This window comes from Agrobacterium sp. 10MFCol1.1 (assembly GCF_000381165.1).
Taxonomy (GTDB): Bacteria; Pseudomonadota; Alphaproteobacteria; order Rhizobiales; family Rhizobiaceae; genus Agrobacterium; species Agrobacterium tumefaciens.
In genome coordinates, this window is record NZ_KB906082.1 from 141,576 (window position 1) to 157,768 (window position 16,193).

General features: G+C 59.6%; 14 protein-coding genes. 5 read left to right on the forward strand and 9 right to left on the reverse strand.

Going from position 1 to position 16,193, the window contains the following annotated elements:
- Positions 1–99: 99 nt before the first annotated feature.
- Positions 100–1,116, reverse strand: a complete 1,017-nt coding sequence (locus F617_RS0123075; protein ID WP_019566898.1) for a DUF1402 family protein — start codon at positions 1,114–1,116, stop codon at positions 100–102.
- A 258-nt stretch (positions 1,117–1,374) separates the two neighbouring features.
- On the opposite strand from F617_RS0123075, the gene F617_RS0123080 reads away from it, so the two are divergent.
- Positions 1,375–2,040 carry a transglutaminase-like cysteine peptidase gene (locus tag F617_RS0123080; RefSeq protein WP_019566899.1) on the forward strand — a complete coding sequence of 222 codons (666 nt, stop codon included), beginning with the start codon at positions 1,375–1,377 and terminating at the stop codon, positions 2,038–2,040.
- 71 nt (positions 2,041–2,111) lie between these two features.
- Here F617_RS0123080 and F617_RS0123085 read toward each other — a convergent pair whose 3' ends face one another.
- From F617_RS0123085 to F617_RS0123110, 6 genes are all read right to left on the reverse strand, one after another.
- Positions 2,112–3,197 (reverse strand): ABC transporter ATP-binding protein, encoded by a 1,086-nt coding sequence (locus F617_RS0123085; protein WP_019566900.1) that lies wholly within the window; start codon positions 3,195–3,197, stop codon positions 2,112–2,114.
- The gene (locus F617_RS0123090) at positions 3,194–4,021 is read right to left on the reverse strand and encodes a carbohydrate ABC transporter permease (protein ID WP_003518166.1); all 828 of its coding nucleotides are present in this window, start codon (positions 4,019–4,021) and stop codon (positions 3,194–3,196) included. The genes F617_RS0123085 and F617_RS0123090 overlap by 4 nt, the downstream gene beginning before the upstream one ends.
- Entirely contained in the window at positions 4,018–4,920 is a 903-nt protein-coding gene (locus tag F617_RS0123095; RefSeq protein ID WP_019566901.1) for a carbohydrate ABC transporter permease, read from the reverse strand. The genes F617_RS0123090 and F617_RS0123095 overlap by 4 nt, the downstream gene beginning before the upstream one ends.
- A 114-nt stretch (positions 4,921–5,034) precedes the next feature.
- On the reverse strand, positions 5,035–6,267 hold the full coding sequence (locus F617_RS0123100; protein ID WP_019566902.1) for a sugar ABC transporter substrate-binding protein: 1,233 nt from the start codon (positions 6,265–6,267) through the stop codon (positions 5,035–5,037).
- Between the two features lie 68 nt (positions 6,268–6,335).
- On the reverse strand, positions 6,336–7,238 hold the full coding sequence (locus tag F617_RS0123105; RefSeq protein WP_013762259.1) for a sugar phosphate isomerase/epimerase: 903 nt from the start codon (positions 7,236–7,238) through the stop codon (positions 6,336–6,338).
- Positions 7,239–7,250: 12 nt separating this feature from the next.
- The gene (locus tag F617_RS0123110) at positions 7,251–8,285 is read right to left on the reverse strand and encodes a Gfo/Idh/MocA family protein (RefSeq protein WP_026331033.1); all 1,035 of its coding nucleotides are present in this window, start codon (positions 8,283–8,285) and stop codon (positions 7,251–7,253) included.
- 139 nt (positions 8,286–8,424) lie between these two features.
- Between F617_RS0123110 and F617_RS0123115 the strand changes: the two genes are divergently transcribed.
- The gene (locus F617_RS0123115) at positions 8,425–9,462 is read left to right on the forward strand and encodes a LacI family DNA-binding transcriptional regulator (RefSeq protein WP_019566904.1); all 1,038 of its coding nucleotides are present in this window, start codon (positions 8,425–8,427) and stop codon (positions 9,460–9,462) included.
- A gap of 8 nt (positions 9,463–9,470) precedes the next feature.
- Here F617_RS0123115 and F617_RS0123120 read toward each other — a convergent pair whose 3' ends face one another.
- Positions 9,471–10,349: a hypothetical protein gene (locus F617_RS0123120; protein ID WP_019566905.1), complete on the reverse strand. Its 879-nt coding sequence runs from the start codon at positions 10,347–10,349 to the stop codon at positions 9,471–9,473.
- Positions 10,350–10,478: 129 nt separating this feature from the next.
- Positions 10,479–11,510, reverse strand: coding sequence for a GlxA family transcriptional regulator (locus tag F617_RS0123125; RefSeq protein WP_019566906.1), 1,032 nt, complete (start codon positions 11,508–11,510; stop codon positions 10,479–10,481).
- Positions 11,511–11,610: 100 nt separating this feature from the next.
- Between F617_RS0123125 and F617_RS0123130 the strand changes: the two genes are divergently transcribed.
- Genes F617_RS0123130 through F617_RS0123140 form a run of 3 tightly spaced genes read left to right on the forward strand, consistent with a single transcriptional unit; the run spans position 11,611 to position 16,183 of the window.
- Positions 11,611–12,864, forward strand: a complete 1,254-nt coding sequence (locus tag F617_RS0123130; RefSeq protein WP_019566907.1) for a sarcosine oxidase subunit beta family protein — start codon at positions 11,611–11,613, stop codon at positions 12,862–12,864.
- 11 nt (positions 12,865–12,875) lie between these two features.
- Complete coding sequence (locus F617_RS0123135; RefSeq protein WP_019566908.1) at positions 12,876–13,196, forward strand: sarcosine oxidase subunit delta; 321 nt, start codon at positions 12,876–12,878, stop codon at positions 13,194–13,196.
- Positions 13,193–16,183, forward strand: a complete 2,991-nt coding sequence (locus F617_RS0123140; RefSeq protein WP_019566909.1) for a sarcosine oxidase subunit alpha — start codon at positions 13,193–13,195, stop codon at positions 16,181–16,183. Before F617_RS0123135 ends, F617_RS0123140 begins: the two co-directional genes overlap by 4 nt.
- Positions 16,184–16,193: the final 10 nt, after the last annotated feature.

The following is a 16,193-nucleotide window of genomic DNA, read 5'->3' on the forward strand; positions in this document are numbered from 1 at the left end:
TCATGTGCACGTGGCAGTAGCAGATTCCGGGCGGTCGGGGAAGCGTTTTGCGTGCATCATCCTTTGCGAGGCAGATTTGCAATCCTCCCTGCAAGGGCATTATCGCGTTTTTTCACCGATATCCGAGGTGGTTCGCTTGTCGATGGCCTTGCCATCGAGGATGCCTCTCAGAACGTCGAGGCGCTCGTTGATAAGCCATCCATAGTAGTTTTCAACCGGCAGCAGGTTCTTTGCGCCTGCATCCACGGCCGTCCGCAGGCGTTCGGCGCGACGCCGGGGCTGGCCGACATTGTAGAGAGTGTCGGTGATGCCGGGATTGCCGGAAATGTCGAAGCCTTTTTCCCTGTAGGCGTCGATGGAATCTCGAAGGATAGCGGCGATGTAGATGATGCTCCGGTCAGGATCCATGACGTCGCGGTAAATATCTTTCGGCCTGTCGGCGGAGAGTTTTGGCAGACCACTGGTTCTGTTTACGAGATCGGTAACCTGCAGCGCCGTCAACGGGCTGATCTGGCCAAGACCAAAGGTCTGTCCGGCATAGAAGGGCTGGAAGAAGGCCCGCTGGAACGAAATCGCTTCATAGCTCACGCTATCGACGACCTTGCCGCGGAAATTTGCATCCCAAACGATATCGCGGCAGCTCCATTGCTCGGATGTCGTGGCAAGCGTCGCGCAGGAGCGGAATTCCGGACGCTCGAGAAACGTCTTCAGGGCAACGCCCTGATAGCTGAATTTTATATCGAGTTCCGCATAGGAAATGGCCTTGACGTAATATGTCTGCAGGCGGTCCACGGCGGTGACGTTGAAAGTGTGTTCGCCAACGATAGCGCCGACGATATGGATAGGATCGATGCCATAGGCCGCTCCCGCCTTCCTGATCTTGCCAAGTAGACCGGGTTCACTGTTTAGAAGATCGACCGTCTTGCGGAATTTTTCCTCATAGGTCGTGGAAAACGCCCTGGTCCTGATCGCCGAGGCCTGAGGTATTTCCGGCTGTTGGGCGGAGCGGTTTCCGGGAGGTACGACGACCATCTGCTGCGCTGCGGCATTTGAGGGCAGGCAGGCCAGTGCCAGAATGACAGCGGCCGCGCGGGTGGTCTTCGCAAACAGGCTCATGCAGCGTTCTCTAATATGTGGATTACTATTGCGTGACGGCCTCTTCATAGGCAGGCTGCCCCGGCGTGGCAAGTTCCCGCTGCTCACTTTACCGTTGCTGACCGTTCAGATGCCGTGGCTACCCCGGCGTTATCCCAGTCAACGCCGCTCCTTGTCGGGACCATCGGGAGCGGAATTATCGGGTTCGTTAAAAGTCGAGCATTTTGTTTCATGTGAACTCAAATCGCCACCGGTAGGTCATGTCGTCAGGAGACGAACATGACCCATCTCATCAAATTGCTGCAAGCATGTTTCATTCTGGCCGTCGCGGGTTTCGCTGCGCCGGTGCAGGCGTCTCCTTCGATGCAGACTGGCAAGTTCACGTCGCAGCCCATCGGGCATTACGATTTCTGCAAGCGGCATACGGATGAATGTCAGCCGGTCAAGGAAATGCCGCCGCTCAGTCTTACCCCTGATGTCTGGGCTACCCTTGTTTCGATCAACAGCGCAGTCAATATCGAAATCGACCAGCGTTCCGACATGGAAGTGTGGGGTTACGAGGACTATTGGGAGTATCCCTATAACGGCGCGGGAGATTGCGAGGACCTCACGCTGGAGAAACGGAAACGGCTTATGGATGCCGGTTTCCCGGTTTCCGATCTGCTGATCACCGTCGTCCGCGACGAAAAAGGCGATGGCCATGCCATCCTGACGCTGAGAACGGACCGCGGAGATTTCATTCTCGACAATATGAAATCGAAGATCTTTCGCTGGGACGAAACGCCCTATACCTATCTCAAGCGTCAATCCACGGAGCATGCCGGTCGGTGGGTGGATATTGAAGGTTCCGGTTCGCCCGCCGTCGCCGCCCGCGAGGTTGGCCGGGCCACCGCCACCTCCGCAACCACGCGCCGCAACATCCTCGACATCATCATGGGGCGCTGAAGCTTTCGCCTCGTTGCGGATCAGAAAGCCCCCGAAGGGCCGTCCGGTCCGGATATGCCCCATGGTTCGTTTCACCGGCCTCCAAGGCCGGCTCCGGTTTCTTCATCAAACAAATGCAGGTCGGTCGGGTTGATGTCGAGGCCGACGACTTCGCCGCTCCTGACCTCACTGCGTCCCTGTATAGCGATGACCACTTCGGTCGATGTGCCAAGGGTGAGGAAGGTGGCCGAACCTGTGGTTTCCACGGCCGAAACAGGTAACGTCAGCGCCGCGCCGGTTGCGGTTCGCGGCCGGATGTGTTCCGGCCTGATACCAACGATGACACGCTTGCCGGGCGATAAGGGAGGCGGGTTTTTGATGGACTGCTGCGGCTCGCCTTCACTGAAACGCAGCTGAAGCGTCGCGCCGTCCGGGCTGACCGTTGCCGGAATGAAATTCATTGCCGGTGAACCGATGAAGCCAGCAACAAAACGATTGACCGGGCGGTCGTATAATTCCAGTGGCGTGCCCTGCTGTTCGATCACGCCGTCGCGCATGACGACGACGTGATCCGCCATCGTCATAGCCTCTATCTGGTCATGGGTGACATAGACCGAGGTGGCGTGCAGGCGGTCGTGCAACGCGCGGATTTCCTTGCGCATGTGCACACGCAGGGCCGCGTCTAGATTGGAGAGCGGTTCGTCGAACAGGAATGCCTGCGGGTTGCGGATGATCGCGCGGCTCATCGCCACACGCTGGCGCTGCCCGCCGGAAAGTTCGCGCGGATAGCGCTTCATCAGCTTTGACAGGCCTGTGGTGGCTGCAACCTCCTCTGCCGCCTTGCGGGCCTCCGATTTTGCCACGCCGCGCATGCGCAGCGAGTAGGTCAGGTTCTCCTCCACCGTCATGTGCGGGTAGAGCGCATAGGACTGGAACACCATCGCCACATCGCGTTTGCGCGGCGGCACGCCGTTCATCAAAGTGCCCGCAATGCGCATGTCGCCACTCGATATGGTTTCCAGCCCCGCCAGAGAACGCAGCAAGGTGGACTTTCCGCAACCGGACGGGCCGACGAGGGCGACGAAGGTGCCCTTCTTGATGGAAAGATGGATGTTCTTCAGCGCGTGAAAGGCACCGTAATATTTGTTTACGCCGGAAAGTTCGATCTGAAGGGTCATTTTAACGCTCCCGATGTCAGGCCGGAAACGATGCGGCGCTGCAAGAGAATGAACAGGGCAAGAATGGGCGTCACATACATGGTCGCATAGGCCATGATGTTGTTCCATTCGCTGGTGTTGGGGCCCATGAAGGAATTGAGGCCGACACTGGCAGGCTGCAATTCAGCCGCCTGGATCATCGATTTCGAATAGACGAATTCCCCGAATGCCTGCATGAAAATGAGAATGGCGCTGACGAGAATGCCGTTTCTGGCAAGCGGCAGCACGATGTTGAAGAAGGCGCCGACGCGGGAATTGCCGTCCACAAGCGCTGCCTCTTCCAGCTCCTGCGGCACCGCCATGAAGGTTGCGCGCACCAGCACCACGAAGAAGGGCATACTTTTCGCCGCAATGGCGAGAATGACCGACAGGCGGGGATAATCCAGCAGGCCCACTTGCGAGAAGCCGACGAAGATCGGCGTAATCATAAGGGACGCCGGCAGAACCTGCAGCATGAGGATGAGGAAGAGGCCGATATCAACCCAGACGTTGCGATAGCGCGCCAGCACATAGGCGCAGCCAACGCCAAGCACGGTGATGAGCGCCACGGCACTTGAAGCGATGAGCACCGAATTCCACAGATAACGGCCCATATTGCGGCTTTCCCAGACATAGGCATAGGTCTGCCATTGCGGATCGGCCGGCCAGAAGCCCGGCGGGTTCGCAAACATCTCCGAGCCGCTTTTCAGCGAGGTCAGATACATCCAGTAGAGCGGAAAGAGATAGATGACGGCAAGCACGATGGCGATTGCCAGCATCAACCGGTTGCGGGTCGTGATACTCATCCGCGCACCTCATGCCGTGTCGAGCGCACATAAACGACGGAAGCCAGCATGACGAAAACGATCATGATGACGGAGATCGTCGCGCCCTTGCCGAAATCATATTGCCGGAACGAAAGATCCCAGGCCCAATATTGCGCCACGTTGGAACTGTTGTTGGGCCCACCATCGGTGATGGCGGCGAAAAGATCGAACTGCTGAAGCGTGAAGATCAGGCCGAGCGAGATGATCGCGCCGATGGTGGAACGCATCATCGGCAGGGTGATGGTGTAAAAACGCTGCCAGGCGTTCGCGCCATCCAGCTCCGCCGCTTCGTAGAGATCGCCGGGGATGGAGGCGAGGCCGACAGAAAGAAGGATCATGTTGAACGAGGTGCCGAGCCAGATATTGGCGATGACCACGGCCCAGAGCGAAAAATTCGCGTCCGATCGCCAGAAGATATTGCCTGAGATCATGCCGCTTTCCCGCAGGAAGAAATTCAGCACGCCGAAATCGCCTGACAATATCCAGTTCCAGATCGCGCCGACGACGAGGCCGGGCATGACCCAGGAAACGAGGAACAGCCCGCGCAGCCAGGTGGCGCCGGGAAAGTTCACCCAGAAGAACAGCGCCAGACCGAAGCCGATGGCAAATTGCCCGGCAATCGAGGTGACGACAAAGGTGACGGTGTTGAAAAGGATCGGCAATGTTTCCGGTTGCCGGAACAGGTCGATATAATTCTTGAAGCCGACGAAGGGGCGCACGAAGGTGCCCAGGCTGAACATGTCGACTTCCTGAACGCTCATGACGATGTTGTAGATGAGCGGCAGCCCCGCCATGACGAACAGGAAGCCCAAAGGAAAAGCGACAAGGATGAGGTCGAAACCACGACCGTCGCTGACGCTGGAAAACAGTTTTTTCATGAAACATCCTCACAAGCTCCGATCGGGGCCGCCGCTGCATCAAGCAGCAGGCAGCCCCACCGGGAGGAACCCCTTGGATGGGGCCGGGTGAACCCGGCCGCCCGCCCAGACAGATCAGCCTTCGATCAGCTTTATCTTTTCAGCGGCCTGATCGAGCGCGGCCTTCGGCGTCATCTGACCCGACAGGGCGCCCTGGATAGCGTCCTGGATCGCCTTGGAAATCTTCGGCCATTCAGGCGAGGGACCACGCGGCTGCGCATATTTGAGTTGCTCGATAAAGGTCTTGAGCGCTTCGTCCTTCAGCGCGTTGCCGGTGGGCGGAACGGGAATATCGGAACGCGCCGGCAATTGCCCGAAGTTCTTGAACATGTCCTTGTCCTGCGAGGCGAAAAATTCGATGGCCTTGAAGGCTTCGGCGGGATGTTTGCTCTTGGAGAAGATCGCCCAGTTATAGTCGCCCATGGCCGAAGACCGCGGCGCGTCCGGCGTCGGAACCGGCAGTAGCGTCACGCCCCAGTCGAACTTGGCGTCCTTGAGCATGCGGTCGATTTCCCAAGGACCGGAGATCGCCATGGCCGCGTTGCCGGCGTTGAAGGTGGCGGTGGAATCCCACTGGCTGCGCGTCAGCGTATCCGGCGAGGCCAGCTTTTCATTGAGAAGGGTCTTCCATGTTTCAAGCGCCTTCACCGCGCCATCGGTATTGATGTTTTTGTAGGTGGCACCGGCCATCTGCGCCCATGGCAGAAACTGGAAGGTGCCTTCCTCGTTGGCCTTGGCGCTGAAGCTGATGCCGTAAACATTCTTGGCGGGGTTGGTCAGCTTGCGGGCAGCTTCCACAAGCTCGTCCCAGGTCTGCGGCGGTTTTGCCGCATCGAGACCGGCTGCCTTGAACAGGTCCTTGTTGTAATAGAGTGCGATCGTATTCGTCGCCTTCGGGACGCCGAAATATTTGCCGTCCCAGGTTACGGATTTCAGCGGGCCCGGAAAATAGTTTGCCGTCTTGATGACGTCCGACTTCGCAATCATATCCGTCACGTCAAGAAACGCGCCACGTGCGGCGAACATGGCGTGGTTTGGGTTGTCGATGGCGATGATATCGGGCGCGTTGCCGGTCGAGTAGGCGCGCATGGATTCGCTCACCACATCATCGAACTGCAATTGCCGGTATTCGATCTTGATGCCGTTATTGAGCTTGTTGAACTCGTTTACCAGGTTGGGTGCCGGCTGGATGTCCCTGTCCAGCGACCACAGGGTCAAGGTGACATCTTCCGCATGCGCCACCATCGCACCGGCGGATACGCCTGCCAGAACAAGCGCACCGGCGATCATGCATTTCGCGATACCCATAATAATCTCCTCCTCTTGGTTATCGTCTCTGCAATTACTGGAAGCCTTCTCCCAAAGGCTTCCATTCCTCAGGTGGGATCGACGACAAAATCGCCGCCCCGGCAATGTTTCAGATAGTTCAGGCCGTGTACCTGTCCCGTCATTTCCAGCGCGTCGCGATAGACGGGGTCATGCCAGCCTTCGATGTCGATCGAGCCGGACCAGCCGGCCAGGCGCAGTTCCGAAATAATGTCCGTCCAGTTGCTGTCGCCGAAGCCCGGCGTGCGCATGAAGACGAATTTTTCCTTGCCGAAAATCCCATGCTCACGAATGACATCCCAACGAATGGTCGCATCCTTGCCGTGCACGTGGAAAATCTTGTCCGCCCATTTGCGGATCTGCGGCAGCGGATCGATGAGATAAACCATCTGGTGGCAGGGTTCCCATTCGATGCCGATATTCTCGTCCGGCGTTTCGTTGAACATGAGTTCCCACGCATCCGGATTATGGGCGATGTTCCAGTCGCCGGTTTGCCAGTTGCCGTCCATGGCGCAATTTTCAAAGGCGATTTTCACGCCCTTGTCCGCTGCGCGTTTGGCAAGCTCGCTCCAGATTTCCTTGTAACGGGGCAGGCTCTCGGGCAGCGGCTTTCCGCGCAGGCGGCCGGTGAAACCGGCAACGCAGGTGGCACCGAAGTGATGAGCATTGTCGATGCAGTCTTTCCAGCCCTGCAAGGTCTGAAGGTCGATTTCCGTTTCCTCCAGCGGATTGCCGAACATGCCGAGCGTGCCGATGGTGATGTCGCGGTCACCGATCGCGTCAAGTGAACGTTTGCCAAGCTCGGCAAGGTCCTGGCCGTTGGTCGTCTGCCAGAAGAACGGTTCGAAGCTTTCGAAACCAAGATCGGCTATCTGCCCGATGCGTTCAGCTGCCTGTCCCTTGGTGGCGCTGACCATGGTGCCGATGCGGATGGATTTTGCCGGATTGCTCACGTCTGTCGGTCCTTATGCTGCGATGGAAACGCGCTGGCCGATGCGGGCGCTTTCAATCGCGCCGATCACCATTGCCAGGCTGTTGATGTTGTCGAAGGAGGCCGTTTCCGGCATCTGGCCGGTATGGATGGATTGAAGAAACGAGAGTATGACGCTGGCGTGGCCGTGCGTATCCTTCTCGGAAATACTGTCGGAAACGTTTACGGTCTTGAATCCGCGTAGAAGACCCGGCTCTTCGCCGGCGACGGATGCGGAGAAATTGTCTTCGCCATCCCAGAGGATCATGCCCTTGGAGCCAATCAGCCGCCAGCGGGCTTCCCAGCTGGTTCTTTCGCCTTCCGCGCACCAGGAGCCGCGATAGGTAAAGACCACATCGTTGGAGAATTCGAATATGGCATTGGCGCTTGCCCCGTGGGCGTACCAGGAGCCTGCCGGATTTTTCTCCACGCAAAACACGGAGAGCGGCTTTTCATCGGCGACGAAACGCGCCGCATCGAAAGTGTGGATCGCCATGTCGAGAAGAAGAACGTTCTTCATCTCCTCGCGGAAACCGCCGAAATGGGGTCCGAGGAAAAAGTCGCAGTGAATGGCCGTCAAATCACCGATAATGCCGTCTTCCACGGCCCGGCGCAGCCGCCGGATGCCGGAGATAAAGCGCCGGTTTTGCACCACAGCATGAATTTTTCCGGCCTTTTCCGCCAGTTCCACCAGCTTTTCGGCTTCTTCCATCGAGGCCGCAAGCGGCTTTTCGCTGAGCACATGACACCCGGCTGCAAGACCGGTTGCAACCACGGCATACCGTGCCTGCGGGATGACGACATCGAACAGGATGTCGGCTTTGGTCCGTGCGAGAACATCGCGGAGATCGACGCCGATGATGACGTCGGTGAGGGAGAATTCTTCGGCAAGCGCGCGTGCCGTGTCTTCGTTCAGATCGACGAACCCGACTATCTTGATCGCGCCGAGAATGTCCGGCGTCGATTGAATGGCGCGCAGCCAGCCTTTGGCCATAGCTCCGCACCCGCATAAAACGGCATTATATGTCATCTTCTCTCCCCGGTCTCTGGGCAAACTCCTCTTTGCGCAGAGCGTCGTAAACGTTTACGACACTAGGATGATCATGTTAGATATGTCAATACCGTTATTGGGGACGCATATTTCGTACCCGGCTCAGGAGGGGGAGTGCATGAAAGGAATTCGTCAGCTTGCCGATTATCTGGAGATATCGATAGGCACCGTTTCCCGTGCCTTGAACGGCAAGCCCGACGTTAACGAGGAGACGCGGCGGCGTGTTCTGGAGGCGGCGGAAAAACTTGGCTATGTCGCAAACCAGTCAGGCCGCAGCCTCAGGCAGGGGACGACTAACGTCATCGGCCTGATGACCGGCAGCGACGCGCAGACGGTGGAGAACTCCGACAACTTCTTCATGGGAGTGACGGATGGTTTGCAAAGCGTGTTTTCCGCTCACAATCTCGATCTTATCGTTCTGCCGTGTCCCGGTGAGGAAGACCCGGACGAATATCTCAAGCGCATGGTGGCGCGCCGCATGGTGGATGCGATGATCATTTCCTCGACCCGCCGTGTCGATAAGCGTGTCGATTTTTTAAAGCAGACCCGCTTGCCTTTCGTAACGCTCGGCCGCACCTCTTCCAGCGCCGATCATGCGTGGATCGATCTCGATTTCGAGGAGGTTGCGCGCAGTGCCGTCAACCGGCTCGCCGCTGCCGGTCATCGCACCATTGCGGTTGCCGCACCCGATAGCGACGTCAATCTCGGTTACGTTTTCATGGACGGGTACCGGCGCGGACTGGAGGAGAACGGCATTGCTTACGATCCCTCTCTGGTCATCCGGGCGAAATCGAGCGAGCAGGGCGGATATCACGCCGCCAGCGAGTGGCTACAGATGCGGCCGCGGCCAACCGCGCTTGTGCTGATCTATGAGTTGATGGCCCTTGGCCTTTATCGCCGTCTGGCGGAAGTGGGTCTGAAACCGGGACGGGATCTTGCGGTCATCGGTTTTCGTGATGGTCCACGCGGCCAGTTTCTCGAACCGCGATTGACCAGTTTCCGCATGTCCCTGCACGATCTCGGCGTAATGGTCGCGCAGACGCTTCTGTCTACCATGCCGGCCTATGCGCCGTTTTACCCAAATCAGGCGCGTTACTGCGTCTGGCCGATGCAGCTTGTCGCCGGAGAGAGCGACCCAGGCCCCCCATCATTATAGGCGTGGCGTCAAAACTTGTGGTCTCGAATGGTCGCAACGCCGAACGGATTGAATTTATATTCGTCCTCCTCATACCGCGTGTCATCGGACAGGTCGGCACGACGTTCCTTCACGGCCGCTTCAACGCCGTCGCGGGTCATTTGATCGGCAATATCGTCAATCAGCGCGGCGATCTTCAGTTGCTCGCTATTGGTTGAGGGCTGCTGCTGGTCTTTTCGGGTGAAGTGTATCTCCACGTCAGGCAATCCGACCAGATGAAAGCCGACGCTCCCCATTCCGTCGGCATCGCCGCCGATGGGCCGGCGCGCGAAGGCTAGACGGCAGGTTCTGGCGAATGCCAGGGCGTCGTTTGCGGCCGCGTTACGGCGCGACTGTTCAAAGAGTTCCTTCCACCGCTGCACGCCATGGGCAACGCCGGCGCTTTCACCCTTTACGGCAACTGCGCCACTATCGAGCATGTAGTGCACGAACATCAGGGCTTTACCGCAGGTCGCCACGGCTGTTTCCGCGGCCATTGACGGGCCAAGCACATAAAGAACCGAGCCGTGGCCTGCGACTGCCTCCTCGTCACTCTCCTGATAGGCGTCCGGCTCGACACGATCCCAGCAGACATTGAAGGAGCGTTCCATCCTGTCGTCCGGTTCATCCTGCGAATAATCCTCATCGAGACTGAAATCGCCGGCAAATTTATCGATAGCGGCGCGAGCGCTCTGCTGCAGCGCTGCCAGACCATTTTCCGGGCCGAGAAAACAAAGGACATGGCGGGGTTTGTATTCGGAGCGGGATTGGGCAACTGCCGGAACGTTGCTCGCGGCCTTGCCGACAGACGGTCTTCCCAGCACAAGGCCGCCTAAAAGCGCGAGAACGCCACGACGCTCTGAATTCATCCCATACCCCCCACGGCTCCCCTAAACAGGATCGGGGACTTTTATACCGGTACGGGCAAGTCTGACCATATCAATTACGTTGATCTATTTTTTGCAGGGCCCGACTTTTGGCAGGTGAACAGCAAAGCCTCAAGGTTGCGGCAACAACACGCCGACGGCGAATTCTTCGTCCGTTGTCGTGTGGCCAATCTGCGTTTTGCGATATTCGCTGGGGCTGAAGCCGCGCTCGGCACGAAGTGTACGGGAAAGGTGTGGGGCATCGCAAAACCCGGTGGCGAGCGCAATCTGGGTGATCGGGTCACGCGTGGTGCGCAGGAGGGAAAGGGCGCGGTCGAGCCGCAGCTCAAGATAGACCTTGGAGGGCGTTGCTTTCAGGTCTCCAAGGAAACGCCGTTCGAGGCTGCGTCGGCCAAGGCCGAGATCGCGCGCGAGTTCCAGCACGGTTCTCGGAACCTCGATGTTCTGCTGCATGCGCAGGATCGCCTTTCTGACCAGGGGATCGGTTGCCGTTCTGGTGCTCTGCTGGCCGGGCTGGGGTTTTTCGCCGCTGAGCGCACTGTCGATCATCATGATATTGAGGCTTTTGATGGCGGCCGACTGGCCGACATGGCGCTCCACAAGGAACGCCGCCAGATGCGCAGCACCATGGCCGCCCGAACAGGTCAGGCGGTTGCGATCTATGACGAAGAGCTGGTCGGAAACCATCTGCTCGGCGTCGAAACGGTCGAGAAAATCCTGATGGTGGAACCAGCTGACGCAGCAGCGATAACCATCCAGCAGGCCGGCTTCATGTAGAATGAAAACGCCGGTGCAGAGCCCGATAAGGGGAGTGCCCGCTGCCGCACGGTCTTTCAGGAACCGCAATGCCTCCGGCGGCAGGGCGCTGTGGTCGCTGATCAATCCGCCGACAACAACGATATAGTCGTAATGCACGGCGTCGATGAGCCGCGTATCCGGTTGCACCTTCACACCACAGCTCGATTGCACATTGCCGAGGGTCGCCGACAGCACGGACCATTCGCACAGGATCGGCCGGGAACGGTCAGCCTCATCGGCAGCAAGACGCAGCACATCGACGAAATTGGCGAAGGCCGACAGCGTGAACCGGTCGGCGAGCAGGAAGGCGACGCTGAGGCGTTTCTTGGCGCGATGAGAGCTCATGGCGCAAATATTCACGCAATCAGACGCGATTGTCCAGCCCGGCCGCTGTAAATCTCCGTAGGCTTTTGAATACCGAGAGTTCCAACCAGCAGGCCCGCTCATGACGCGTTTTAATGCCTTCAATCTCCTGCGGAATGCCCTGACCGGCCACAAGAACTGGGACGAGCAATGGCCTGACAGCCAGCCAAAAGCCGAATATGACGTGGTCATCGTCGGCGCCGGCGGCCATGGTCTGGGTGCGGCCTATTATCTGGCCAGCCAGCACGGTATCACCAATGTCGCTGTCATCGACAAGGGCTGGCTCGGCGGCGGCAATACCGGCCGCAACACGACCATCATCCGCTCCAACTATCTCTACGACGAAAGCGCGCGTCTTTACGATCACGCCGTCGATCTGTGGGAGAACTTGAGCCAGGAACTGAACTACAACGTCATGTATTCGCGGCGCGGCGTTCTGATGCTCGCCCATAATGTCCACGACGTGCAGAGCTTCAAGCGCCACATCCATTCCAACCGTCTGAACGGTGTCGACAATCGCTGGCTTACCCCGGAAGAATGCAAGGAATATTGTCCGCCGCTGAGCATATCGCCAAACGCCCGCTACCCGGTGATGGGCGGTGCGCTTCAGGAACGTGCCGGCACGGCGCGCCACGATGCAGTTGCCTGGGGTTATGCGCGCGGTGCTGCCGCCCGTGGCGTCGATATCATCCAGAATTGCCCGGTCACCGCCATTCGCCGCAATGCCGACGGGTCCGTCGCGGGTGTCGAGACGGCGCGAGGTTTCATCAAGGCGAAAAAAGTTGCGGTTTCCGCTGCCGGCCACACTTCGGTGGTCATGGATACCGCAGGCGTGCGCCTGCCGCTCGAAAGCTATCCGCTGCAGGCTCTGGTATCCGAGCCGATCAAGCCGATCTTCCCCTGCGTGGTCATGTCGAATGCGGTTCACGCTTATATCAGCCAGTCCGACAAGGGTGAGCTGGTGATCGGTTCGGGTACGGATCAATATACCTCTTATTCGCAGCGCGGCGGCCTGCCGCTGATCGAACATACGATCGCCGCCATCGTCGAAATCTTCCCGATCTTCAACCGCATGCGGATGCTGCGCAAATGGGGCGGCATTGTTGATGTCACGCCGGATCGCTCGGCCATTCTCGGCAAGACGCCGGTCGACGGGCTTTATGTCAATTGCGGCTGGGGCACGGGTGGTTTCAAGGCCACGCCGGGCGCTGCCCACACCTTCGCCTGGACCATCGCGAAAAACGAACCGCACCTGATCAACGCGCCTTTCACGCTGGAGCGTTTCCGCTCCGGCCGCCTGATCGACGAGGCCGCCGCCGCTGCCGTGGCGCACTGAGGAGTTAACCCATGCTGCTGATCCGTTGCCCCTATTGCCATGAAACGCTGCCCGAAGCCGAATTCACCTATGCCGGGCAGGCCCATGTCGTGCGCGCGGCCGACCCCTCATCTCAGAGTGATGAACAGTGGGAAGAATTCCTGTTCATCCGCGAAAACGCCAGGGGTCCGCATTTCGAGCGCTGGCGGCACCTGCATGGCTGCGGTCGCTTCTTCAATGCGGTGCGCGACACGGTGAGCGACCGTTTCCTGACGACCTATCGCGCAGGCGAGCCGCGTCCTGATCTCTCCTCCCTATCCAGCGCACCAGCCAGCTCCGAGGTGTCGAAATGAGTTCCTATCGCGTTCCCGGCCGTGGCCGGGTGGATGCCGCCCGCTCGGTAAGCTTCACCTTCGATGGGAAGACCTATCGCGGCGTAAAGGGGGATACGGTCGCCTCCGCGCTTCTCGCCAATGGCGTACATCTCATGGGCCGCTCGTTCAAATACCACCGCCCGCGCGGCCCTGTAGCGGCGGGTTCCGAGGAGCCGAATGCGCTGATCGGCACCCGCCGCGGCTCCGGCCGGTTCGAGCCAAATACCCGCGCCACGGTGCAGGAAATCTGGAGCGGACTGGAAACCACGTCTCAGAACAAATATCCCAGCCTGAAATTCGATATCGGTGCAGTCAACGACATGGCCTATATGCTGTTTTCGGCGGGCTTTTACTACAAGACCTTCATGTGGCCGAAGAGCTTCTGGAACAAGGTCTATGAGCCCTTCATCCGCGCGGCGGCCGGTCTCGGCGTCTCGCCCACGGAAGAAGACCCCGATACCTATGCCTCGCGCAACCTGCATTGCGACGTGCTGATCGTCGGCGCCGGTCCTGCGGGTCTGGCTGCGGCGCGCGCAGCGGCGGTCGATGGTCTTAAGGTCGTGCTGGTGGACGAAAATGCCGAAGCCGGCGGGACGCTGCTGTCCGAGCCGCAGGCGCAGATCGACGGCCAGCCAGCATGGAACTGGTTGGCGGACGAGTTGAAGGCGCTGAAGGAGCGCGGCGTCAGGGTCATGACCCGCACGACGGCGATTGCCTACTACCACCAGAACATGATCGGCCTTTGCGAAAAGCTGACCGACCATCTCGAAACCGTGACCAAGGACATGCCGCGTGAACGCCTGTGGCGGGTGCGGGCGCGCCATGTGGTGCTGGCGCAGGGGGCTCTCGAGAAACCGCTGGTCTTCCATGGCAATGATCGGCCGGGCGTGATGCTTGCGGGCTCCGCCCAGACCTATTTGAACCGCTATGGCGTCAAGGTCGGCAACAGGCCGGTGGTGGTGACGAGCCATGACAGCGCCTGGTATGCCGCCTTCGATCTTCATGGCGCAGGCGCGCGGGTGCAGGCCATCGTCGATACCCGTGCGAAGGTGCGCGAGGAACTGGTGAACGAGGCGCGCGCGCTCGGCATTCCGGTGCGGCTGTCGCATACCGTGACGGCGACTTCGGGCCGGTTGCGTGTGAAATCAGTCCGCGTCAATCCGGTGAATGGCTCCACGGTCGGCGCGGGGCAGGAAATTGCCTGTGATGCGTTGCTGATGTCTGGCGGCTGGACGCCGTCGCTGCATCTGTTTTCCCATACGCAGGGCAAGATTGCCTGGGACGACCAGCGGACCACCTTCCTGCCGGCCACGACCAATGAGGATTGTGCAATTGCCGGCGCCGGGCGCGGGCTTTGGGGCATTGAAGCGGTGCTGAAGGATGGCGCCGAGCAGGGCCGGAAGATCGCTGCAGCCCTGGGCAAGACGGGCGATACCCGCGACTATGCGGTGGAGCACGACCGCACCGGCAGCGGCGTATCGCTGACGGAATTGCCGAGCGATCGCGATGCCGGCAAGGCCAAGGCCTTCGTCGATTACCAGAACGACGTGACCGCCAAGGATCTGCGGCTGGCCGTGCGCGAAGGCATGCGCTCCATCGAGCACGTCAAGCGCTACACCACCAACGGCATGGCGACCGATCAGGGCAAGATGTCCAATATCAACGGCCTCAACATCGCGGCAGAAGCGCTCGGCAAACGCCAGCCGGAAGTAGGCCTGACGACCTTCCGCCCACCCTATACGCCGACGACCTTCGGCGCTTTCGCCAGTTATCATCGCGGCCAGCATTTCGAGGTGACGCGCAAGACGCAGATCGACAGCTGGGCTGAGGGAAATGGCGCGGTTTACGAACCGGTCGGCCAATGGCGGCGCGCCTGGTACTTCCCCAAACCAGGTGAAGACATGGATGCGGCGGTCGGCCGCGAATGCCGGGCGGTGCGGCAAAGCCTCGGCATGTTCGACGCCTCGACGCTCGGCAAGATCGAGGTCGTCGGGCCGGATGCGGTCGAGTTCATGAACCGCATGTACACCAACCCGTGGTCGAAGCTCGCGCCGGGCCGCTGCCGTTACGGCCTGCTTCTGGGTGATGACGGCTTCATTCGCGACGACGGCGTCATCGGCCGCATGACCGAGGATCGCTTCCACGTCACCACCACCACCGGCGGTGCGGCAAGGGTGATGAACATGATGGAGGATTACCTCCAGACCGAATGGCCGGATCTCAACGTCTGGCTGACTTCCACCACCGAGCAATGGTCTACCATTGCGCTGAACGGCCCGAATGCGGCAAAGCTGCTCGCTCCGCTGGTCGAGGGCGTCGAGCTGACGGAAGAGGCTTTCCCGCATATGTCCTGCGCGGAATGCACGGTGGCCGGCATGCCGGCGCGGCTGTTCCGGGTTTCGTTCACCGGCGAGATCGGCTTCGAAGTCAACGTGCCCGCGCCGCTTGGCCGCAAACTCTGGGAAATCCTGTGGGAGGCCGGCCAGCAATACGGCATCACCGCCTATGGCACGGAAACCATGCATGTGCTGCGTGCCGAAAAGGGGTACATCATCGTCGGCCAGGATACCGACGGCACGGTCACGCCCTATGATGCCGCGATGGGCTGGGCCGTGGGCAAGACCAAACCGGATTTCGTCGGCAAGCGTGGCCTCGCGCGCCCCGATCTCGTCGCCAAGGGCCGTCGTCACCTCGTCGGTCTTCTGACCGAAGACCGCTCGAAGCTGGAAGAGGGCGCGCAGATTGTCTTCGATCCGAAGCAGCCTATCCCGATGAAAATGGTCGGTCATGTCACCTCATCCTATCATTCGGATGCGGTTGGCCAGCCGATTGCGCTGGCGCTGGTCGAGGGCGGCCATGAGCGGATGGGAGAGACCGTCTATATTCCGATGCCCGAACGCACGATTGCCGCAAAAATCACCGGGATGGTCTTTGTCGATCCCGAAAACACCCGCCTGAAGATCTGACCCGGAGATG